Genomic DNA, 20,110 nt, shown 5'->3' with positions numbered 1-20,110 from the left:
CACCTCTTTTATTAAGATTTATAGTAATGAAAGTATATGACTTATGGCACCATGCCTAGTTCAGTGGTAACTTCCTAGCTCGATAAAGATTCACTTCAAGTTAAACAGCTACTGGAGCTTTTATGCTTGGATGAGGATCATAACCCTCGATGGTAATATCCTCCATTTCGAAATCGAATATGCTTTCTTTTTCCTTGTTCAAGGATATCGAAGGCAAAGATCTAGGTTCTCTGGATAATTGTTCAGTGATCTGCTTCATATGATTGCTGTATATATGAGCATCGCCAAGAGTATGAATAAATTCACCGACTTCCAACCCACACTCATGTGCGATCAGGTGGGTCAACAAAGCATAGCTCGCAATATTGAACGGCACCCCTAAGAAAATGTCTCCACTTCTTTGATACAGCTGACATGATAATTTACCATCCGCAACATAAAACTGAAAAAGAGCATGACATGGTGGCAACGCCATGTTAGAGGGGACATCCTCTGGATTCCATGCGGTGACAATATGTCTTCTGGAGTCAGGGTTTTTCTTTATGCTTTCAACCACATTTTGAAGTTGATCGATGGTTTGCCCTCTGCTTGTTTTCCATTCCCTCCACTGCTTTCCATAAACCGCTCCTAAATCTCCGAATGTTTTTGCGAAAGCATCGTCATGAAGGATCCTTTCTTTGAACACATCCATCTGCTCGCTGTATTGCTTTTTGAACTCCTCATCCCTCTGACTGCGGCGCCCAAAGTCAGACATGTCAGGCCCTTGATAATCTTCACTCTCCACCCACTTTTGAAAGGCCCACTCGTTCCAAATGTTATTTTTGTGTTGCAATAAATACCGAATGTTCGTATCGCCTTTTATAAACCATAACAGTTCACTAGCAATCAGTTTAAAAGGAACACGTTTGGTGGTCATGAGCGGAAAACCTTCTTGGAGATCAAACCGCATCTGGTGTCCAAAAACAGAAAGAGTACCGGTTCCTGTTCGATCTTCTTTTGAGTTTCCTTCTCTCAACACGTGTTCGCACATATTTAAATAAGCTTGTTCATTCTGTGACATGGCTGGTCTCCTCTCTACAATCTTGTTCACGGTAGAACTCTTCTAAGTATTGAAGCATGAATTGATGGCGTCTTTCGGCTTCGTGCTTTCCACTTTCGGTATGCATCAATTCTCTTAGTTTCAAAAGTTTTTCATAAAAATGGCCAACGGCGTCCTTTTCGCCTTCCTTATATATCGGCTGATTGATCGTCCCGCCAAATGCAAAGGTTCGAGCAATGCCGACCGCTCCTATGGCATCTAACCTGTCAGCATCTTGAATGATTTCTCCGATTCTAGAATTCGGGACAGCTCCTTTTGAAAAAGATACCGTCTGAATCGCATCAGCAATCGTATCTACTTCATTTTCCGTGAAACCGATACTAAAAAGGAGTTCATCTCTTTGTTGGATCGCCTGTGCCGGATCAGAGAATAATTTATGGTCTCCCACATCATGAAGGAGGGCTGCCACTTCGCATAAAAAAGGATCATCGCCCTCATTTTCTGCGATGTATTCTGCCCATGAGGCCACCCGTTTCATGTGAACGTAATCGTGCCCGCTCGTATCATCGCTGAACAAATCATAAACGAAATGCCTTATCGCTACCAGTGCTTCCTTTTTGTCCATATTGCCTCCTAAAAGTTAAAAAGGTCCATTTGCCGTGGATTAAGATCCTCATATTTAATATTAAGTAGCTCCTGCATTTGTTTAGCATTATCCGCGGCATCTCCACCTGAATTGTTGTTAAACAAAAGAGTCACTTCAGGGGTTATTTCTTCGAGCTTCAACGCCTGTTCCTTCCACTCCTGTAATTCTTCCTCATTGTATCTATACAAAAAGCGCACTTTCCGCCAGTCTTTACGACCATTCTTGTTCCACCCGTGAATGTTTCGACCGTGAAAGCGTACTAATGTCTTTTCAGGATGGGTTGGTTCAAGAACTCGCGGAACAGAGCCTTCTCCTGCCTGAGGTTCGTCACAAATGCTGTGGATCCATTGTTGATCTTTCATGAACGAAAGCGTTTGGTCATAATAGGAAGATTCAAACCACGTGCGGTTTCTAAATTCCAGTGCCAATGGGTAGTCTTCCATCCACTCCCGGATATAACGCAGCTTTCTTATGTTTTCTTTTCGCACATCAAACCACGGTGGAAATTGAAATAAGAGAGCATACACTTGTCCGCTTTCCCATACAGGCTGGATGGATTCTTCGTAACGCTTCATTAAATCCTTCGCTTCCTGCACCGTCCTTGATTCTCGGTCATGACCGGTCAACTGTTGAAATGCTTTTATGACAAATGAAAAGGACGCAGGCGTTTCTTTCAACCATTTCTCATAACGGGAAACTGGCTGAATTGCATAAAAGGCTGTGTCCACTTCAACTACAGGAAAATGCGAAGCATACGTGGATAATTTCTCCTCGGATCTCGTCTTGTCGGAATAAAGGGCAGGATGATCTCCCCATCCTGTCAAACCAATGCGTATTGTCACTTTAAGCCCCCTTACCTTCTATAAAACCGTTTCTTCTCCTTTTCGATTCAAACCCATGAATAATGGTCGACTTGAATGATTATAGCAGATCATCACCGAGCTTTGTATCAGAATAAACCATGGATGATGCCTTTGTCATCTACATCCATCCGTAAAGCAGCAGGCTGTTTAGGCAACCCTGGCATGGTCATGACGTCTCCTGTTAGAGCGACCATGAAACCGGCTCCTATTGATGGGTAGATCTCTCTGACGGTTACCCTGAAGTTTTGCGGTCGTCCAAGCTTTTTAGGATCATCAGATAAAGAATATTGAGTTTTAGCCATACAAACAGGAAGCTCTCCATAACCAAGCTCTCTCAGTTGGCGCATCTGCTTCTCAGCTTTTGATGAAAACTCGACACCTTCAGCTCCATAAACTTTCGTCGCAATTTTACGTATCTTTTCTTCTATCGAATCTTCCAATTCGTAAATATACTTCATCGGAGCGGTTTTCTTCTCACAAACACTCATTACTTTCTCTGCCAGGTCCATACCACCTTGGCCGCCTTCAGCAAAAACGTTAGTTAGGGATACTTCGACTCCTTGCTCTTCGCACCATCGAGTGAGAAAGTCAATTTCCTGTTCTGTATCTGAAGGGAACTGGTTGATCGCTACAACAAAAGGAAGTTCATACTGCTGGATAGTTTCCATATGCTTCTTCAAATTTCCAATCCCATCCTTTAGTGCTTCCACGTTTTCACTCCCAAGCACCCCTTTCTCCATACCTCCATGCATTTTTAATGCTCTTATTGTAGCTACGATGACGACTGCATCAGGTTCTAAGTCGCCTGCTCTCGTTTTAATATCCAAAAACTTCTCTGCTCCAAGGTCTGCTCCGAAACCAGCTTCTGTCACCACATAATCACCAAGTTTGGCAGCTAAGTTTGTAGCCATCACACTGTTACATCCGTGAGCAATATTCGCAAATGGCCCTCCATGAATAATTGCTGGTGTATTCTCAATGGTCTGGACAAGATTTGGTTTGATCGCGTCCTTCAAAAGAAGTGTCAACGCCCCTTCTACTCCCAGTTGTTTCACTTGAACTGGCTTTTTGTCATAGGTGTATCCAATGACAATTTCAGCAAGTCTTTGCTTCATGTCTGCAAGATCTTTCGCTAAACAAAGAATAGCCATAATTTCTGAAGCAACGGTGATGTTAAAGCCATCTTCTCTCGGAACTCCTTTCACAGGGCCACCAAGGCCTACAATGACTTCCCGTAAAGCCCTGTCATTTAAATCCATTACACGCTTCCATGAAACTCTTCGCGGATCGATGTTTAGTTCATTTCCTTGGTGAATGTGATTGTCGATAAAAGCAGAAAGTGCGTTATTAGCTGATGTAATGGCATGGATATCGCCGGTAAAGTGCAGGTTGATATCCTGCATCGGTACAACTTGGGAGTATCCCCCTCCCGCTGCTCCACCCTTAATTCCCATCGTAGGCCCGAGGGAAGGCTCTCTCAGGGCGATCACAGCGCGTTGATTCATCCTGTTCAAGGCTTGCCCCAAACCGACCGTTACTGTGGACTTTCCTTCTCCTGCCGGTGTCGGGTTGATTGAAGTCGTTAAGATGATTTTCCCTTTTTTCCGATCCGAGAGTTTATTCAATAGTTGGTCCGACAATTTAGCCTTATAATGCCCATAAGGTTCCCAGTCTTCCTCTGATAAATTTAACTGTTCTGCTATCTGATGGATTGGTTTCATATTAGCTTCCAAAGCGATTTCTATATCGGATTTCATTGAAAATCTTTCCTTTCCTTATGTATCTTTTATCATTGTACCTGACTCTTGTTGTGAGTTATAGTATTCCATTCTGGGAAGCGGTTACAAGTTGTTGAAATTTATTAGAATCAGGTTGTTGACGCACCTTTTTACATACGATATATTTGGGTTAAGCAAATAACATGATCGGAAACATAAATGACAGGTAACTCCTCATAGAAGTGCTTCGGAATTTATCGTTCCGTGCTTCTATGAGGTTTTTTCGGTCTGATATTTGTAATTTACACGTTTTACGTGCAAGATTTAGGAGGAACAAATCATGCAAAATGGTACAGTTAAATGGTTCAATGCAGAAAAAGGTTTCGGTTTCATTCAAGTTGAGGGTGGAAACGACGTATTCGTACACTTCTCTGCTATCCATGAAGAAGGCTTCAAATCTCTAGAAGAAGGACAAGCCGTTACTTTCGAAATCGTAGAAGGCGACCGCGGCCCACAAGCTGCGAACGTTGTGAAAGAATAGATGAATCATCAAAAAGCAATCTCTCCGGAGATTGCTTTTTCTTTTCCCTCTAAAGACTAACAAGCCTTATATCTCCCACACTCAATATTCAAGATTAGCTCCCTATTGTTTAAGATTCAGTTTCGAGGTGCTTTCGGGTTTCGTTTGCCATAATGAGAGTCAGGGGTGGCTGGGAAGCTACTCGCTTTCCTGTGGGGGAGTGGCGAGCTTCCTCGGGCTAAAGCCCTGTGGGATCTCGCCTATCTCCTTTCTCCCACGGGAGTCTCGCAGCTTCCCAACCACCCCATCTCATGTAAGGAAAAACGAACCCCTTTACAAAGAAGTAGGGATCCCACTCGTCCCTCCTAATCAGGCATAAAGAGCTCTGTATCAAGCATTTACGTTCTAAATGCCACTTGGAAGAGTTGATATCATCCACTTCCCTCAACCATACAAGCTGATTTTTGCAGTAGTGGATTCGAGAATCTTCCATGGTAAAGGGGCGGAGGGGAATAGCGAGACTCCTGCGGGAAAAAAGTGCAGGGTGAGACCCCACAGGACGTAGTCCGAGGAGGCTCACCGCGCTCCCGCGGAAAGCGTGCTATTCTCCGTAGCCCCCATCCACTCAATAAAAGCCATGAAACATAGTATTCAAGAAACCTGCCATATTATTGAATAAGAGAAATCATTCTTGTCAAATGGCTCGTACCGTCGTATAATGGATCGCTGTTGGTTCTATTTACCCGCGGTTCGTAAACTCCCGCGATACCAAAACTAAGGAGGAAATACGATGAGTAACGAAGTCCTATGGATATTATTTGCACTAATTAATTTCGGCTTACTACTAGGAATTTATCGCATATTCGGAAAACCCGGCTTATTTGTCTGGATCGGAATGTCCACCGTCCTTGCGAATATCCAAGTAGTCAAAACAGTAGAGATGTTCGGCCTGAATGCAACTCTTGGAAATATTGTCTATGGAACCGCTTTTCTAGCTACTGATATTCTCAATGAGAAATACGGAAAAAAAGAGGCGAGAAAAGCTGTGTGGTTAGGTTTTTCCACATTAATCATAATGACGATCATCATGCAGTTCGCCATTCTTTTCAACCCAGGCGAAAACGACATCGCTCAACCAGCCTTGCAGTCGTTATTTGGTCTCGTCCCGAGAATTGCACTTGGCAGCATGCTTGCTTATATTGCAAGCCAATATTTTGATGTATGGTTATATGCTAAACTGAAAGATCAGTTCCCCTCTGATCGTGCGCTTTGGATCAGGAACAATGGGAGTACAATGATTAGTCAATTGTTAGATACGAGCATATTCTGTTTCATCGCTTTTTTCGGTTTGTATCCTTTCGAAATTTGGCTTGAGATTTTCATCACAACGTATATCATCAAGTTCGTCGTGGCAGCTTTGGATACACCATTCTTTTATTTGGCCAAAAAAATGCCACATTCTGATTGAGGAGGTCATAAGCCATGTTAGAAGTGTACACAGACGCTGCTTGCAGTGGAGAACCTGGTCCTAGTGCTGCAGGAGTGGTCATTAAACAAAACCAAAAAACGGAAGAGCATCAAATCTACTTGGGGAATTGGACGAATCATGAAGCAGAGTTCCTCGCAATCATTCATGCATTGCAAATTTGCAAAGAGAAATATTCAGGAGAGATCATTTCAATCAGGTCTGATTCAAAAATCGCTGTAGATACTATGGATAAGCGGTACACAAAAAATGAGAAATTCCTGCCCTTGTTTGAAAGAATCATGAACCTTGAAGAAAACTTCTCCTACGTTTTTTATAAATGGATTCCTGACAAAAAAAATAAAAATGCAGACCGCCTTGCCAGAGAGTGTCTGCAGACGAAACAAAACCCAGATCAGCAATGATCTGGGTTTTTTAATTTCGAGTGGTCCTTGCAATGGAAAGTTGTTGTTCGATGGATTCATAGGCCTTTCTTTTACTAGTGATGGATGGATTTGAAATTAGTTCTAAAATACTAATAAAGAAACTCGGATCAAAGGACTGTTGGACTTTCAAAGTCATGTTAACAGCTACAATGGTTTTCCATTCCGGAGCATGAGAAGAGTTGTTCCCAAAATATATAAATTGTACATCCTCATCACTCAATTTGAATCCCTTACTCCAAAGATCTTCTAAGAAGTAAGCTAACGTGTCTCTATCCATAATTCGCTCCTAACCTTATTCGTCATAGGTATGTATTTTCGACATTTTTCTATATCATAACAAAAAAATCGCATTTTCGGCCATTCGACCTGAATTCTTCACGGAATTTTTGTTTCCCCTGTTAGAATTCCAAAGATGAGAAAAGCCAGGTGGATTCACCTGGCCGAAAGGGTTCGTTCATATCTTTTTTTATGGTAAAAATGAGAACGTTGGTTTTTCATTCTGAAGACATTCATGACGGTTTGGGCAGGAACGCTTCCCAACTTAGCTAATACAAAAATCATCAAACTACTGTAAACGGCGACCGTTAACATTATGAAAACCACCATTATTGTTCTCACCTTTCTAATTGAAAATGAATTTCATTTCTAATTAGAATCTTAACAGACATTCAAGAAATGAGCAATGTTTTTTGAATATTTATACCCGTTCTTGTAACGCCCTTTCCTCCGCAGGAATTCTCACTGTAAGGACGAGCAAGTGGAGAAATGGAAAAATCAGTGCTGTTAAATACGCATGAAATAATACAGGGATAATCATCAATTCAAAAAAGACAATCACATAATTCGGGTGTTTCACAAACCGGTAGATCCCCTTCCTAATCGGCTCTTCATCAGGTAATACGAGTATTCTCGTATTCCACCGTTTTCCCAAAGTTCGAATGCAAACCAACCTTAATACTTGTAACACGAAGAATCCGGCCAACGCGATATAAAAAAAATGGCTGCTGAACATATGGAGTCCAAACGAACTCTGCAACTATGCACACAAAAAATGCACTGTGTAAAAGAATGAACAGGAAATAGTGACCCTGCCCCCACTCCTTTGCCCCCCTTTCCACCATCCACTTACGATTGCGGTTAGCTAGAGCAAGTTCCCCCCAAACGCTGAAATATTAATAAAGCTAAAATCATCCATAAAAAGATTTCCATTCTACTCCCACTCCAAACTGACAATTTCTGAACTAAACCCAGGTCCTAGGGAAGTCATGATCGACTTCGTCCCTTTTTCATGTTGCGTCTTTAAGACTTCATGCAATACAAAGTGCACCGTTGGGGAAGACATATTCCCATGAGAGGACAACACGCTTTTAGGGATATTTAAAGCATCTTCCTTCAAATTGAATACTTCCTCGTAAGATTCCAACACTTTTCTTCCTCCGGGATGAGCTACAATGAAAGGAAGTTCTTCGATGAGCCAATCATTGCTGCGTACGACTTCTTCCGCATGGACACTCCAAAATTCCTTGACCAATCTGGGGATACTTTTGTTGAAAATCACTTCAAAACCTGTATCTACAACCCTCCAACCCATGACATCTGTACTGTGGGCTTTTGTTTTGGAACTGGAATTGATGATTTTCGGAAGAGGGTGCTCCGTTTTCTTCAGAAGGGAAGAATGGTCACCCGCAACTAAGACAGCAGAGGCTCCATCGCCAAAAAGAGCTGTGCCTACGAAATTGCTCACTCTTGCATCCTTCGGTTGAAAGGTCAAGCTACATAGTTCTGCGCAAACGACAAGAACATTTTTATCAGGATGGCCGAGAAGCCATTCATAAGCTTTAGCGACACCACTTGTTCCTCCTGCACATCCTAGTCCAAATAAAGGTGTCCGCTTCGTATCCTCCCTGAAACCGAGTTCATTCATAATATAAGCATCGAGGGTTGGGGTAGAAATGCCTGTGGAAGAAACAAAAATAAGATGATCAATATTTTCTTTATAAAATTTGATATCTCCAGGTAAGTTCGTTAAACAAGAATTGATTGCTTGTAAACTATATGATAAAGCTTTGGTATGGTATAAATGGTTCCTCTCTTCTAACCCATGATCTTCTTTGAACCACTCTAATGGAGCAGCGAATTGACGCTTTTCAATATTCGCGTGTTCAAAAATCGGCATTAATCTCTTCTTCTCATGATCTTTTAAAGGAAATAATTCATAAACGAGCTTTTGAACCTCGGATTGATTACAGGAAAAGTCAGCACATTGGACGCCCGAAGATAATATGTATGGCATTTTCATCCTCCTTTTTATTTACTATGTACAAAAAAGGGGAAATTATGTCTTTAAATGACGACTTTTGTGGTATGATAGACCCATGTCAATTGAATCTATTTCGGAGGGATTTGGATGTCTTTAAATCAATCCATTACCGCTGTTCTCAATGGAAGTATCCATACAGTCCATCGCATCATGCCATTCGAATTAAAAGCTGAACAACCCTCCCTTCTAAATCAAGATTACCTAAATGAGGATCTGGGAGTATTGATCGGTATGACCGGTGACTTTACAGGAAAGCTATTGATCGAGGGAAGTGAAGCGAGTTTCAGCTTAGTAGGTGAAAAGATGTACGGTCTGCCCCTGGAAGGCGAAATGCTTTCTTCTTTTACTGGCGAGCTCGGGAATATGATTGCAGGAAATCTCGCTACTCATGTGTCTGAGCAGGAAGTATCCATCGATATCACTACACCGACTGTCATAGGAGGCAAACGAAAAGTGGAAGATTTCAGTAAAGGGTTTCTTGTCCCTTTGACCATTGAACAAGAACATAAGCTTTCACTGATTTTAATGATTGAAGAAAAACTAAGGATGACATAACAAAAGCGCCATTTGCAGCAAATGGCGCTTTTGTTATGTCATGCTATGGAAGATGAAGATCAGACATGAATGGTTCGATTAAAATCCGTAAATGGTCATCCCTCCGTCAACGAACAACGTTTGACCTGTCATATAATTCCCAGCATCTGAAGCGAGGAACACCGCAGCACCGCTCAATTCCTCTAATTTACCAATCCTGTTGAGCGGTGTTCTTTCAAGAATCTCCTGCACATAGGACTCATCCTGAAGGAGTCTCTCTGTGAGCGAGGTCGGAAAATACCAGGGACCAATGGCATTAACATTGATATTATACTTTCCCCATTCAAGGGCCAGGTTTTTGGTCATTTGGATAAGCGCGCTTTTCGTCATGGCATAAACGACCCCCGTTCGTAAAGCTGTGTGGCCTCCGACGGAAGAAATGTTAATGATTTTCCCCTCCTTGGACGATTTCATCACTTGACCTGCATATTGGGAAAGGAAGAATGCGCTTCGCATATTCGTCGAAATAATCTGGTCCCATTCTTCCTCTGTTACACTTTCTGCTTCACTTCTGATATTCATTCCTGCATTATTAACCCATATATCAAGCTTCCGCCCTTCACGAATGCGCTCAACCTCCTGGATGATTTCCTTATAATCATTAATGTCCTGACAGATAATTGAAGCTTGTTGTCCAAGCTCTTCCACTTCTTTTTTCGTCTGTTCCAGGTCTTTCAAGTTTCTCGCGATCACAATCACATCTGAGCCAGATTCAGCAAAAGCAAGGGTGATGGCTTTACCGATTCCTTTTGTTCCTCCAGTAATAACAGCAAGTTTATTTTCTAATCTAAAGTCTGGTAGATACATCGCAATAGCCTCCATCAATAGTGTTGAATTTTCAGTATAGTATAACATTTTTGCAATTTCTTTACATACGTGAAAGGCTGACATAGAATGAAAATCGTGAATAGAAAAAAGGGGGTTGTCTGTATGAAAAAATGGTTGTTAGCTTTAGGTCTTTCCGGAGCACTCGTTTTAGCAGGATGTAACAGTGACACGGAAGAAGGCACAAACGCAGACACTGAAAACCAGACAGAAGACACGACAGAAAATCAAGAAAACGATGAACAAAAGGTGAAGAAAGAATTGCTCAGTGCTCAAATGGCTCTGACGAACACGTTCAAACCATATCAGCAGAAAATTTCTGCATACAAAGCAGCTGTCTCAGCAGAAGAACCGGATGCAGAAGCCATTCAATCTGCTGCTGAAGAAGCAAAGACAGCCGCAAGCGAAGCTTCTTCCATGGTCGACGATTATACAATTGAGGCCGATCTACCTGATGATGTAATGACAAAATTCGAAGAAACACTACCTTCCCTTCAAGCCTATTATGAAGGTGTAGAGAAAGCATTGAATGAAAACATGGAAAATGCTGACTTTACAGCAGCTGAAGAGAAATTCACGGAATTTAACGATCAATACAACGAAATCGTTAAGGAAGCCGGTTTCCCAGCAACTCCAGATTTGATGGAAGAAATGTCTTAAATAAAACAAAGCCCGGCTTATTCAGCCGGGCTTTTTTCATTTTAAAAATGATAGATTTTTTTATATTTATCAGTTAGGTAGTTAATGAGATGCTCAGGATTCAGGCCTTCACCAGTGATGTCATTTAAGATTTGCAGCGGTTTTTTCATTTTTCCATACTGATGGACGTTTTCAGTCAGCCATTCCTTGATTTTGTGAAAATCGCCTTCTTCAATGTAACGTTCCACATCGATCTCTTCTCTCATCTTGGAGTTTAGCTGGGCTGCATACATATATCCTAATGCATAGGATGGAAAGTAGCCGAAATCCCCACCAGACCAGTGAATATCTTGCAGTACTCCTTCAGAATCACTCTCAGGGGTGATTCCAAGGTAGTCTTCCATCTTTTGATTCCACAGTTCAGGGAGATCCTTCACTTCAATTTCACCAGCAATCAGTGCTTTTTCCAACTCATAGCGGACCATAATGTGCAAACAATACGTCAATTCATCCGCCTCAATTCGAATCAGGGATGGTTTCACTTCATTGACCGCCGGATAAAACTTCTCTAAGGATAAGTGTTGGAAATGCTTAGGTGCGTAGGATTTAAACAACTCATAATGATTTCTCCAAAAACCTTCACTTCGAGCTATGAAATTCTCCCAAAAAAGTGATTGTGATTCATGAATACCCATGCTTGTCCCGTCAGCAAGAGGTGTAAAAGCAAGCTTTGGATCTATGTTTTGCTCATAGAGGGCATGGCCTCCTTCGTGAATCGTCCCAAAAACAGCTGTCCGGAAATCTTTTTCGTCGTATTTCGTTGTCACTCTGACATCATTGGTATTCAGTCCGATTGCAAAAGGATGAACGGTCTCATCTAATCGTCCCGCCTCAAAATCATACCCCATCCGCTCCAAGATCACTTCACTGAACTCTGCCTGACGATCTTTAGAAAAATGACCTTGCAGGACTGACGGGTCAGGTTGATTGGGAGCTTCTTGGATTTGTTTAAGAAGGTCCGTTAAAGCTTCCCTCACTTTTGGAAACACTTTATCCAGTACTTCCACAGTTACACCCGGCTCGTAATTATTCAACAAAGCATCATAGCGGTGGTTTTCATACCCCCAGTAATCCGCGAATTTACGGTTGTATTCAACCAGCTTTTCTAGATATGGACGAAAACTTTCGAAGTCATTGTTACTTTTGGCTTCCCCCCACATGGATTCCGCCTGGGTTTGGAGCGTCACGTAAGCTCTATACTCTTCAGCAGGAATTTTAGCCGTTTTATCGTACGTCTCTTCCGCTTCTTCCACCGCTCTTTTTAAAATTGGATCTAGAGTTTTGCTTTTTAATTCATCGATGTATCCACGCATTTCCTCTGATGTTTGTATTTCATGGACTTTTTGTGACATTACGCCGATGACTTCAGAACGACCTTCGACTCCTTTGCGGGGGGCTTTAGTACGCATGTCCCAAGCCATCAGCCCGATTGCTTCCCCGTATGCCGATTGTTCTTTCAATAGCTCCATAAAATTTCGTTCTGTTGTTTTACTCACAACTACCTCTCCCCTTCACTGAATGGATAACTATATCAACGAATTAAAAACCGAATCCTTTGCCATTGTCCGGCTTCGATTTTGGCTTCCTACCGAAATACTGATAATAATCCGTCTTGATAAAGCCATTGAAGAGCTTCCGTTTTTTAGTGGCAGGCTTTCCGTAAAGCTTCTCAAACCCTTCATGAGAAGTAAGAACGTACACACTCCAAGTTGGATGATCACACATGATCGTACCAAGATTGCGGTACATCTGTTCCACTTCTTCCCGTTCACCCATTCGCTCTCCATAAGGAGGATTAGACACGAGGTATCCATTTTCCTGCTTCGGTTTGAAATCACTCATCTGCATTTGTTTCCAAGTAATCAATTCTCCGAGCCCTGCTTCCATCGCATTTTTTTTGGCGATTTCGATCAAGTCGGGGTCAATATCTGAGCCGAAGATTTGAAGCGGCTGATCATAATTCGCTGCGTCTTCCGCTTCTTGAAAAGCATCATCCCAAACCTTTTGCGGAATGAAACCCCAACTCTCAGAAGCGAATTCCCTGTTAAAACCAGGTGCAATGTTCTGACCGATCAGCGCGGCTTCAATAGCGATCGTCCCGGAGCCACAAAACGGATCCACAAACGGCTGGTCAGGGCTCCAGTTTGTAATTTGTACGAGTGCTGCGGCTAAAGTTTCTTTTAAAGGTGCTTCCCCTTGGCCTACACGATATCCTCGCTTATGCAGTCCACTTCCTGACGTGTCAATCGTCAATAACGCTTCATCCTTATGAATCGCCACTTCCACTCTGTAGAAGGCTCCCGTTTCTTTCAACCATGAATCAACGCCGTGTTTGACTTTTAATCGTTCTACTATTGCTTTCTTCACAATCGATTGACAATCAGGCACACTATACAACTTCGATTTCACCGATTTACCAACTACTGGAAACTCGCCATCTTCTTCTATAAAAGTTTCCCACGGCAATGCCTTCGTGTTTTCAAAAAGTTGATCAAACGATGTGGCCTTGAACTTTCCAACCAACAATTTGACACGATCAGCCGTTCGAAGCCAAAGATTGGCTCTGGGTATCGCTGATACGTCCGCTTCAAATACGACTCTTCCATTTTCGATCTGTATGTCTTCATATCCTAACGCTTTAACTTCTTTCCCTACTATGGCTTCAAGTCCCATAGCTGCTGTTGCAATCAACGTAACTTTTTTCGACATGATAAACCTCCTTCATATGTAGCATGAACAAACAAGAAACGTTTCCTTCACTAATAAATGTTATACAAAAAGAAAAACCCTTCCAAAAAGCTTAAGGCTTTCCAGAAGGGTGTCATCTGTATCATTAGCGACCTTTGAATACTCTGTAAGCCATGTTCTGTACCATTGTACTGCAAACGGTGGTCAACCTCGTACTCCGGTGGCAATCATCTATCTGCCGTCAAACGGCCTCTTCTCTGGTTCATTTCCCATTGAAAAGTGCCCCTACCTATATTTGGGTTGCTCGCTCGTGGGGTTTACCTCGTTCCACCCGAAGTATTTCTACATCGGCTCCGTCACTGTGGCACTTTCAAGGTAGTCATTCCTTATCAAAGACTTAGGAATTTTCCCTGCCGTAAGTTCTAAAGAACTCCCTTGACTTATGGTTTCGTCAAGCACGAACACTACAAGCGTCGCAGCTTGTGCGAGCATGGACTTTCCTCTGTATAGGAACCTATACAGCGATTACCCGAGTATTCAAATGAGCATTATCATTTGTCATTGCGTCTTTTAAGACGTGCTAAATCATTATAACAGACACTTACTCGCTTGTCATTGGAAAAAATTGAATACTAATCAGCGTATTTGTTACCAAAAACAGCCTTCTCTAAGTTTGAAACACGCTTCAAGATGTCATAATTCACTTGATGATTATTCGTAGATGGTTGCCTTTGTCTCTGTGTAGTTTCCCGTGATGACATTTTTTTCAATCGGTCATTTTCCTGCTGCAGACGTTCAATTTCCTGCTGAAAACGGTCATAATCCTGAATGATCAAATCCAGATACTCATCTACTTCTTCCTGGTTATACCCTCTCATAGACGTTTTGAAGTCTTTCTCAAGTATATCCTTTCCGCTTAAATGATACTCTTCTAAGTTCATTTTTCTCACCTCTGTTTCACACATTATAACCATTTTTTCAAAAGGTCACGGAAATGTCAATTTCAAATCCGGAACATTTATTGACTCCACAAATCCGGATCTGCCATCCGAAGCTCTTCAACCGTCTCTTCAAGGTCTAATGGAGTAATATAAACAACCTCATAGTCACCTTGATCTTGTGCCTTTTTTGCTAATCTTAAGAAGTATTGTGGACTACCTTCTGTATCTTCATCAAATAGAACTAGACAACCTTCCGAGTGGTCGATTAAAAATTGATCTTTTGCTCTGAATTGATAAGGGCCTTCATATCCTTTATTATAAATCGGCTGGTAGAAATCGGCGGTCATTGTAATTTCCTCATAAATAAGCTTAAGGTCTTCAGGCCAGCGCTCATCCTAGTTTTCAAAAGGGGGAAGAACACCTAATTTCACCTCATACTCTTCTTTTAGATCAAGTACAACTTCAGCTGTCCATAACTCGACTCCCATTTGTCCAGAAATAAGCACCCATTGTAAACCTTCTTCTATGTAGGAACGTAATCTTTTTTTTATGGCTTCTTTTACGAAATCGACTTTTGGGTCATTATTCTTGAAAATACCCATTTCCATCGGTTTATAACCCGTAACAACAATGGTTTTCAATGTTCTTCCACCTTTCCTTTCATTCATTTTAATACGTTTCCTGATAAAAAGAAAATAAGCCACAGTTTTGTGGCTTATCTTAGCTTAGCTATTCGATCCTGAGCCCATCATTGGCATTTGACCCTGACCCATCATCGGCATTTGGCCACCCTGGCCCATCATTGGCATCTGCCCCTGACCCATCATCGGCATTTGACCACCCTGGCCCATCATTGGCATCTGACCGTCACCCATCATCGGCATTTGGCCACCCTGGCCCATCATTGGCATTTGACCCTGACCCATCATCGGCATTTGACCACCCTGGCCCATCATACCTTCCATGTCTTCCATATCCTCTTCGTTCATCATAGGCATTTGGCCTTGGCCTTGACCTTGCCCCATAGGCATTTGACCCATGTCTTGAGGATTCATATAATCCATCCAGTTATAATCTGGTGAAGATCCTTGAGGAAAAGCGAAGTCTTGAGTTCGGAAGTTGTTTTGCTCAGAAACCATGTATGGGAAATAATGGTTGTTGTTCAACGTATGATTGTTGCGTACGAGAATGTGCGTAGGATGGATATAATCTTGATTTTCACAGAAGTAGTTATCCACTACACAGTGTTGAACCGGACATACGATTGGTCTACGGTTTCCGGCTGGCGACATTGGGGACATCGGTCCACATCCGCAAGAGTCCTGCATAGACTGTTGATGCATTGTGCTTTCACTCCTTGTTCTGTTATTCCTTATCAGCGTATGTCACAAAGAGCGTGAATGTACTAGGCGATATCATCATATCCATTACTTTCTTATAAACAGACACCTATTCACTTTTATAAAAATTAGCAATTTGTCTCTAAAAAGCCTTATTCTTTTATACAAAATTTGGACAGACTTGTAGGATAAGAACAAACGATCAGCAAGGTTTGAAAGTCTTTGAACTGTATGAACCATTGCCAAGTCCTCTCATTTCTAATGAGTCAGAGAAATCATCAAAATAAAAAAAGGATGAGAGTCTCATCCTTTTCCTTTCTAATTCGCATCCTCTTCAGATAAATCAGCAGAAGAAAACGAAAATGGCAGAATTTCTTCCATTGTAAATGTTTTTGTGTCCCCATGCAGGTTTGTTGTATAAATTTTAACATCCGACTGGAAAAATTCACTCATGACCTGACGGCAAGATCCACATGGTGGAACAGGTCTTTTCGTGTCTGCGACAACGGCCAGTTCTTTAAATTTATCATGCCCATCAGAAACGGCTTTGAAAATCGCCACTCTTTCAGCACAACATGTAACAGGATAAGCGGCATTTTCTATATTGCATCCTGTATAAAGGGTCCCGTCTTCGGTTACTAAAGCAGCACCAACGGGGAATTTTGAATAAGGGACATAAGCTTTTTCCCTTATCTTTTTAGCTTCATTTATTAGTTGTTTCGTTTCCATCTATATCCCTCCCTAATCATGGGAAGGTAATTATATATGAATATGAGCGAAATGTAAAGCGGTTTCATTTTCACGCTTGTACAGCACATCGATAGAGCATTTAATTGACACATGTGTCGAAAAAAAGTTTATACTGAAAGAGCAATTAAATCATATGGGTTAGGAGGAACATAATGAAGTCAATTTTAAATTACAACAAAATCATTTGGATTTTTATTTTATTATTGATTTTTACAGGGATTTTCACATATCTGCAACTACCGAAAAGGGAAATCCCGGAGATTAATGTAAATGTCTCATCTATTTCCACGGTGTACCCTGGAGCAACACCTCAAGAGGTGGAAAGGACAATCGTAAACCCTCTAGAAGAAGAGCTTTTGAATACAGAAGGGATTGATGAGATCACCTCTGCGTCCACCACAGGGTTTGGTACAGTGACCGCTACTCTATCCGGGGGGGAGGATACAGATACAACGAATGCCAAGATCCGGCAAGCTGTATCAGAAGTATCCAGGTCTTTTCCTGATGAAGTCCAAGCTCCCAATGTGAACACTGACATGACTATGTCAGCTGTTGCATCCTATCATTTATACAGCGATGAGCGATCAGAACTATTCAACTTGCGGGATGACATGGAAGAATGGAAGGCAGAATTGACAAAGACTCCTGGTGTCGATTCCGTTTTAGTCAAAGGACTACCTGATCAAAAAGTAGCTGTCAGCTTGGATAATGACCAATTGAATGAGCTGCAAATTTCACCATCTTCTGTCATCCGCTCGTTGAGTGATGAATTAGGACCTTCACCAATTGGTACAGAACAAAGAGATGGTACCATTCATCAACTGATCTTTGAAAAATATTCAGACATACAAGAATTGGAGAGTCTATTTGTAGGAAATAACTCTCAAGGAGAGCCTGTGCCCCTTTCTGAAGTCGGGTCCATTGAGATCACCAACAAAGAAGTAGAAGATCTTATTACTTATAAAGACAAGGCTGCCTTATCCGTCACCGTGCTTACTGAAGAAGGAGTAAACATTAGTGCCCTTCAAAAAGAATTGACAGACAAGATTAACGTTTTGTCAGAGCAGTTACCAGAAGAAATCCAGGTCGATCGTTTTTACACACAAAGTACAGTCATTGATGAAGTCTTTTCGAACCTGATTACTTCCTTTGCCATTTCGTTTCTTGCTGTCATCATCATTATGGTACTGGGTCTTCCGTTATCTTCAGCGATTCTCGTTGCTTTATCAATTCCAATATCCATTCTCATCGGTTTAATCCCTCTTCCATATGTCGGAGTCGATTTAAACCAAATATCAGTTATTGGAATGATTATAGCGATTGGGATATTGGTTGACGATGCTATCGTCGTCAACGACAACATTCAAAGAAGGTTCCAACTTGGAGACGGTCCGATGGAAGGTACCCTCCGTGGTGTGAAAGAAGTCGGCAAGTCGATCATTACTTCAACACTTATGATCATTTTCAGTTTCTTGCCTTTAACCTTCTTATCTGGAACCAATGGGGATTTCATCAGAGCCTTACCATCTGTCTTAATCTTTACGGTGCTGGCCTCCACAATCATTGCGCTGACATTTATCCCCACCGTTCAATATGCTAGAAAAAAACGGAAGAAAAAATCCAGAAAAGCAAAGTCTGGACTCCTTGGTGGTTTGTTTGACCGGTTAGAACGTACCTATGCTGACAGGATTCTTCCTAAGACTACGAAGAAACCTTTGGTCACATCCCTGATTGGACTTGTTATATGTGCTCTTTTAGCCACACTGGCCATAAGAATTCCGTTTGAATTCTTCCCTGCTGCTGATCGTCCTGAAGTCACCATTTCTGTTGAAAATCCTCAAGGGACAACGATTGAGGAAACAGAAGATAGGTTACAAGAATTGACAGGATTTCTGGAGGATTCTGATGACACCATCACTGAAACGGCGGTTTATTCAGGAAGTGGACTTCCCAATTTGTTCAGTTCGGGATTACAACGATCAGGTGAGAACACAGGTCAGGTTCTTGTCCGAGTCAACAGAGACCAGACGAGCGCAAGCGATTTTATTGAAGAATGGGAAGAACCTTTAAGGGAAGAATTCCCAGATAGTGAAATTTTCCTTGAAACCATTGTTTCTGGTCCACCACCTTCCCCACCTGTCCAGATTCAAATACAAGGTCCTGAGATTGAAACGTTAATTTCTGAGGCTAATCATGCAAAGAATCGATTGAGTGAGCTGGAAGGTGCTGAAATAGCGACACTTAATGCCGAGACACAGCCTTTCACAGAATACAATGCAGACCGTTCATTACTTGCTGAAAATAACATACCGATCAACCAAATCACTTCTCAACTCCAGCTGGCAAATATCGGAGCACCTTTAGGCACCTTTGACAATGGTGTTGAACGTCTGCCGATCGAAGTAGTAGTAGACGATGGTGTAGAAAATGGCGTGGCCCTATCTGAACTGAATGTAGTTAGTCAGCAGACGAATCAGGATGGTGGACCGCCAGAAATCCTTACGCTTGATGAAATTATCACGACAGATTCAAGCGAACGGATTGGTGTGATTCCACATCTAGATGGGGAGCGGACCATTACGGTTGAAGCATATCCTGAAGAGGGGATGGAAAGCACCTTCTCTGAACAGTCATCGGAAGTCGTAAGTGACATTAAAAACAACCTTCCAGAAGGTTATTCACTCGTTGAAAGCGGCGAATCCGATGCTCGTTCCGAGTTCTTTGTAGAAGTAACAAAACTCTTTGTCATCGTTTTGTTCTTAATTTATTTGACAATTGCCATCCAGTTCAATTCCCTGCTTATGCCTTTACTGATTACAGGAACTGTATTTTTAGCTGTTACAGGTGCTATTGTAGGACTATTCGTTTCTGGTGAACCTCTCAGTTTCTTAGCAGTATTAGGGATTGTCTCCCTATCAGGTATTGTTGTGAGGAATTCCGTCATTCTCATCGAATTCATCGAGCAAAACCGTGAACGTTACAGCAGTAATGTGGAAGCTGTAATCGAAGCAGGCAGAGCAAGAATTCGTCCTATAGTCTTAACATCATTAACGTCGATTGCAGCCCTAGCTCCAATCATTTATACAGGTGATGTATTATTCAAGCCATTGGCGGTATCGATCGTATCCGGGCTTGCCTTTTCAACCGTACTCACACTGTTGCTTGTTCCATCGTTTTATTTGTTACTATCCAGAAAAAAAACAACTGGATGATTTATTATTAGCGAATTTCCTGAAGAATTAATTCAATGAAAAAA

Annotated in this window: 19 protein-coding genes, 1 other RNA gene and 1 pseudogene; 6 read left to right on the top strand and 15 right to left on the bottom strand. The window is 41.8% G+C overall.

Features of this window, described 5'->3' with window-relative positions; translation table 11 throughout:
- Positions 1–100: 100 nt before the first annotated feature.
- The 4 genes from LC065_RS14705 to LC065_RS14690 form a co-directional block, all read right to left on the bottom strand.
- On the bottom strand, positions 101–1,060 hold the full coding sequence (locus tag LC065_RS14705) for a thymidylate synthase (RefSeq protein ID WP_226589694.1): 960 nt from the start codon (positions 1,058–1,060) through the stop codon (positions 101–103).
- Positions 1,047–1,664, bottom strand: a complete 618-nt coding sequence (locus LC065_RS14700) for an HD domain-containing protein (protein WP_226589695.1) — start codon at positions 1,662–1,664, stop codon at positions 1,047–1,049. Before LC065_RS14700 ends, LC065_RS14705 begins: the two co-directional genes overlap by 14 nt.
- A gap of 8 nt (positions 1,665–1,672) precedes the next feature.
- Complete coding sequence (locus LC065_RS14695; RefSeq protein ID WP_226589697.1) at positions 1,673–2,527, bottom strand: DUF72 domain-containing protein; 855 nt, start codon at positions 2,525–2,527, stop codon at positions 1,673–1,675.
- Positions 2,528–2,634: 107 nt separating this feature from the next.
- On the bottom strand, positions 2,635–4,305 hold the full coding sequence (locus LC065_RS14690) for a formate--tetrahydrofolate ligase (protein ID WP_306163517.1): 1,671 nt from the start codon (positions 4,303–4,305) through the stop codon (positions 2,635–2,637).
- A gap of 301 nt (positions 4,306–4,606) precedes the next feature.
- On the opposite strand from LC065_RS14690, the gene cspD reads away from it, so the two are divergent.
- The 3 genes from cspD to LC065_RS14675 all read left to right on the top strand — a co-directional run bounded on the left by cspD (position 4,607) and on the right by LC065_RS14675 (position 6,676).
- Positions 4,607–4,807 carry a cold-shock protein CspD gene (cspD, locus tag LC065_RS14685; protein ID WP_306163516.1) on the top strand — a complete coding sequence of 67 codons (201 nt, stop codon included), beginning with the start codon at positions 4,607–4,609 and terminating at the stop codon, positions 4,805–4,807.
- Between the two features lie 769 nt (positions 4,808–5,576).
- On the top strand, positions 5,577–6,254 hold the full coding sequence (locus LC065_RS14680) for a queuosine precursor transporter (RefSeq protein WP_226589701.1): 678 nt from the start codon (positions 5,577–5,579) through the stop codon (positions 6,252–6,254).
- Between the two features lie 14 nt (positions 6,255–6,268).
- Complete coding sequence (locus LC065_RS14675) at positions 6,269–6,676, top strand: ribonuclease HI family protein (protein WP_226589703.1); 408 nt, start codon at positions 6,269–6,271, stop codon at positions 6,674–6,676.
- Positions 6,677–6,686: 10 nt separating this feature from the next.
- Here the strand turns inward: LC065_RS14675 and LC065_RS14670 are convergent, their stop codons facing one another.
- From LC065_RS14670 to LC065_RS14660, 3 genes are all read right to left on the bottom strand, one after another.
- Positions 6,687–6,974, bottom strand: a complete 288-nt coding sequence (locus tag LC065_RS14670) for a DUF6123 family protein (protein WP_226589704.1) — start codon at positions 6,972–6,974, stop codon at positions 6,687–6,689.
- 420 nt (positions 6,975–7,394) lie between these two features.
- On the bottom strand, positions 7,395–7,709 hold the full coding sequence (locus LC065_RS14665; RefSeq protein ID WP_306163950.1) for an isoprenylcysteine carboxylmethyltransferase family protein: 315 nt from the start codon (positions 7,707–7,709) through the stop codon (positions 7,395–7,397).
- Positions 7,710–7,907: 198 nt separating this feature from the next.
- Positions 7,908–8,990 carry a type III polyketide synthase gene (locus LC065_RS14660; protein ID WP_226589708.1) on the bottom strand — a complete coding sequence of 361 codons (1,083 nt, stop codon included), beginning with the start codon at positions 8,988–8,990 and terminating at the stop codon, positions 7,908–7,910.
- A 114-nt stretch (positions 8,991–9,104) separates the two neighbouring features.
- On the opposite strand from LC065_RS14660, the gene LC065_RS14655 reads away from it, so the two are divergent.
- A complete protein-coding gene (locus tag LC065_RS14655; RefSeq protein ID WP_226589711.1) occupies positions 9,105–9,572 on the top strand; it encodes a chemotaxis protein CheX in 468 nt (155 codons plus the stop codon).
- 78 nt (positions 9,573–9,650) lie between these two features.
- Here LC065_RS14655 and LC065_RS14650 read toward each other — a convergent pair whose 3' ends face one another.
- Positions 9,651–10,418 carry an SDR family NAD(P)-dependent oxidoreductase gene (locus tag LC065_RS14650; RefSeq protein ID WP_226589714.1) on the bottom strand — a complete coding sequence of 256 codons (768 nt, stop codon included), beginning with the start codon at positions 10,416–10,418 and terminating at the stop codon, positions 9,651–9,653.
- A 123-nt stretch (positions 10,419–10,541) separates the two neighbouring features.
- Between LC065_RS14650 and LC065_RS14645 the strand changes: the two genes are divergently transcribed.
- A complete protein-coding gene (locus tag LC065_RS14645; RefSeq protein WP_226589715.1) occupies positions 10,542–11,096 on the top strand; it encodes a hypothetical protein in 555 nt (184 codons plus the stop codon).
- A gap of 41 nt (positions 11,097–11,137) precedes the next feature.
- Here LC065_RS14645 and LC065_RS14640 read toward each other — a convergent pair whose 3' ends face one another.
- The 7 genes and pseudogenes from LC065_RS14640 to LC065_RS14610 all read right to left on the bottom strand — a co-directional run bounded on the left by LC065_RS14640 (position 11,138) and on the right by LC065_RS14610 (position 16,833).
- Positions 11,138–12,604 carry a carboxypeptidase M32 gene (locus tag LC065_RS14640; protein ID WP_226591642.1) on the bottom strand — a complete coding sequence of 489 codons (1,467 nt, stop codon included), beginning with the start codon at positions 12,602–12,604 and terminating at the stop codon, positions 11,138–11,140.
- Positions 12,605–12,674: 70 nt separating this feature from the next.
- On the bottom strand, positions 12,675–13,844 hold the full coding sequence (locus LC065_RS14635; RefSeq protein WP_226589717.1) for a THUMP domain-containing class I SAM-dependent RNA methyltransferase: 1,170 nt from the start codon (positions 13,842–13,844) through the stop codon (positions 12,675–12,677).
- A 141-nt stretch (positions 13,845–13,985) separates the two neighbouring features.
- An RNA gene (gene rnpB / locus LC065_RS14630) (RNase P RNA component class B) lies at positions 13,986–14,360 on the bottom strand.
- A gap of 95 nt (positions 14,361–14,455) precedes the next feature.
- Positions 14,456–14,764, bottom strand: a complete 309-nt coding sequence (gene gpsB / locus LC065_RS14625) for a cell division regulator GpsB (protein WP_089652604.1) — start codon at positions 14,762–14,764, stop codon at positions 14,456–14,458.
- A gap of 77 nt (positions 14,765–14,841) precedes the next feature.
- A pseudogene (locus LC065_RS14620) lies at positions 14,842–15,405 on the bottom strand (SLOG family protein).
- A gap of 84 nt (positions 15,406–15,489) precedes the next feature.
- Positions 15,490–16,107, bottom strand: coding sequence for a CotD family spore coat protein (locus LC065_RS14615; RefSeq protein ID WP_226589720.1), 618 nt, complete (start codon positions 16,105–16,107; stop codon positions 15,490–15,492).
- Between the two features lie 315 nt (positions 16,108–16,422).
- A complete protein-coding gene (locus LC065_RS14610) occupies positions 16,423–16,833 on the bottom strand; it encodes a cytidine deaminase (protein WP_226589722.1) in 411 nt (136 codons plus the stop codon).
- Between the two features lie 173 nt (positions 16,834–17,006).
- On the opposite strand from LC065_RS14610, the gene LC065_RS14605 reads away from it, so the two are divergent.
- On the top strand, positions 17,007–20,066 hold the full coding sequence (locus LC065_RS14605; protein WP_226589724.1) for an efflux RND transporter permease subunit: 3,060 nt from the start codon (positions 17,007–17,009) through the stop codon (positions 20,064–20,066).
- Positions 20,067–20,110 lie beyond the last annotated feature (44 nt).

Source organism: Halobacillus litoralis, from assembly GCF_020524085.2.
Lineage (GTDB): Bacteria > Bacillota > Bacilli > Bacillales > Halobacillaceae > Halobacillus > Halobacillus litoralis_E.
Note: the sequence above shows the minus strand (reverse complement) of the source record. Positions and strands in the feature narration are given on the sequence as shown.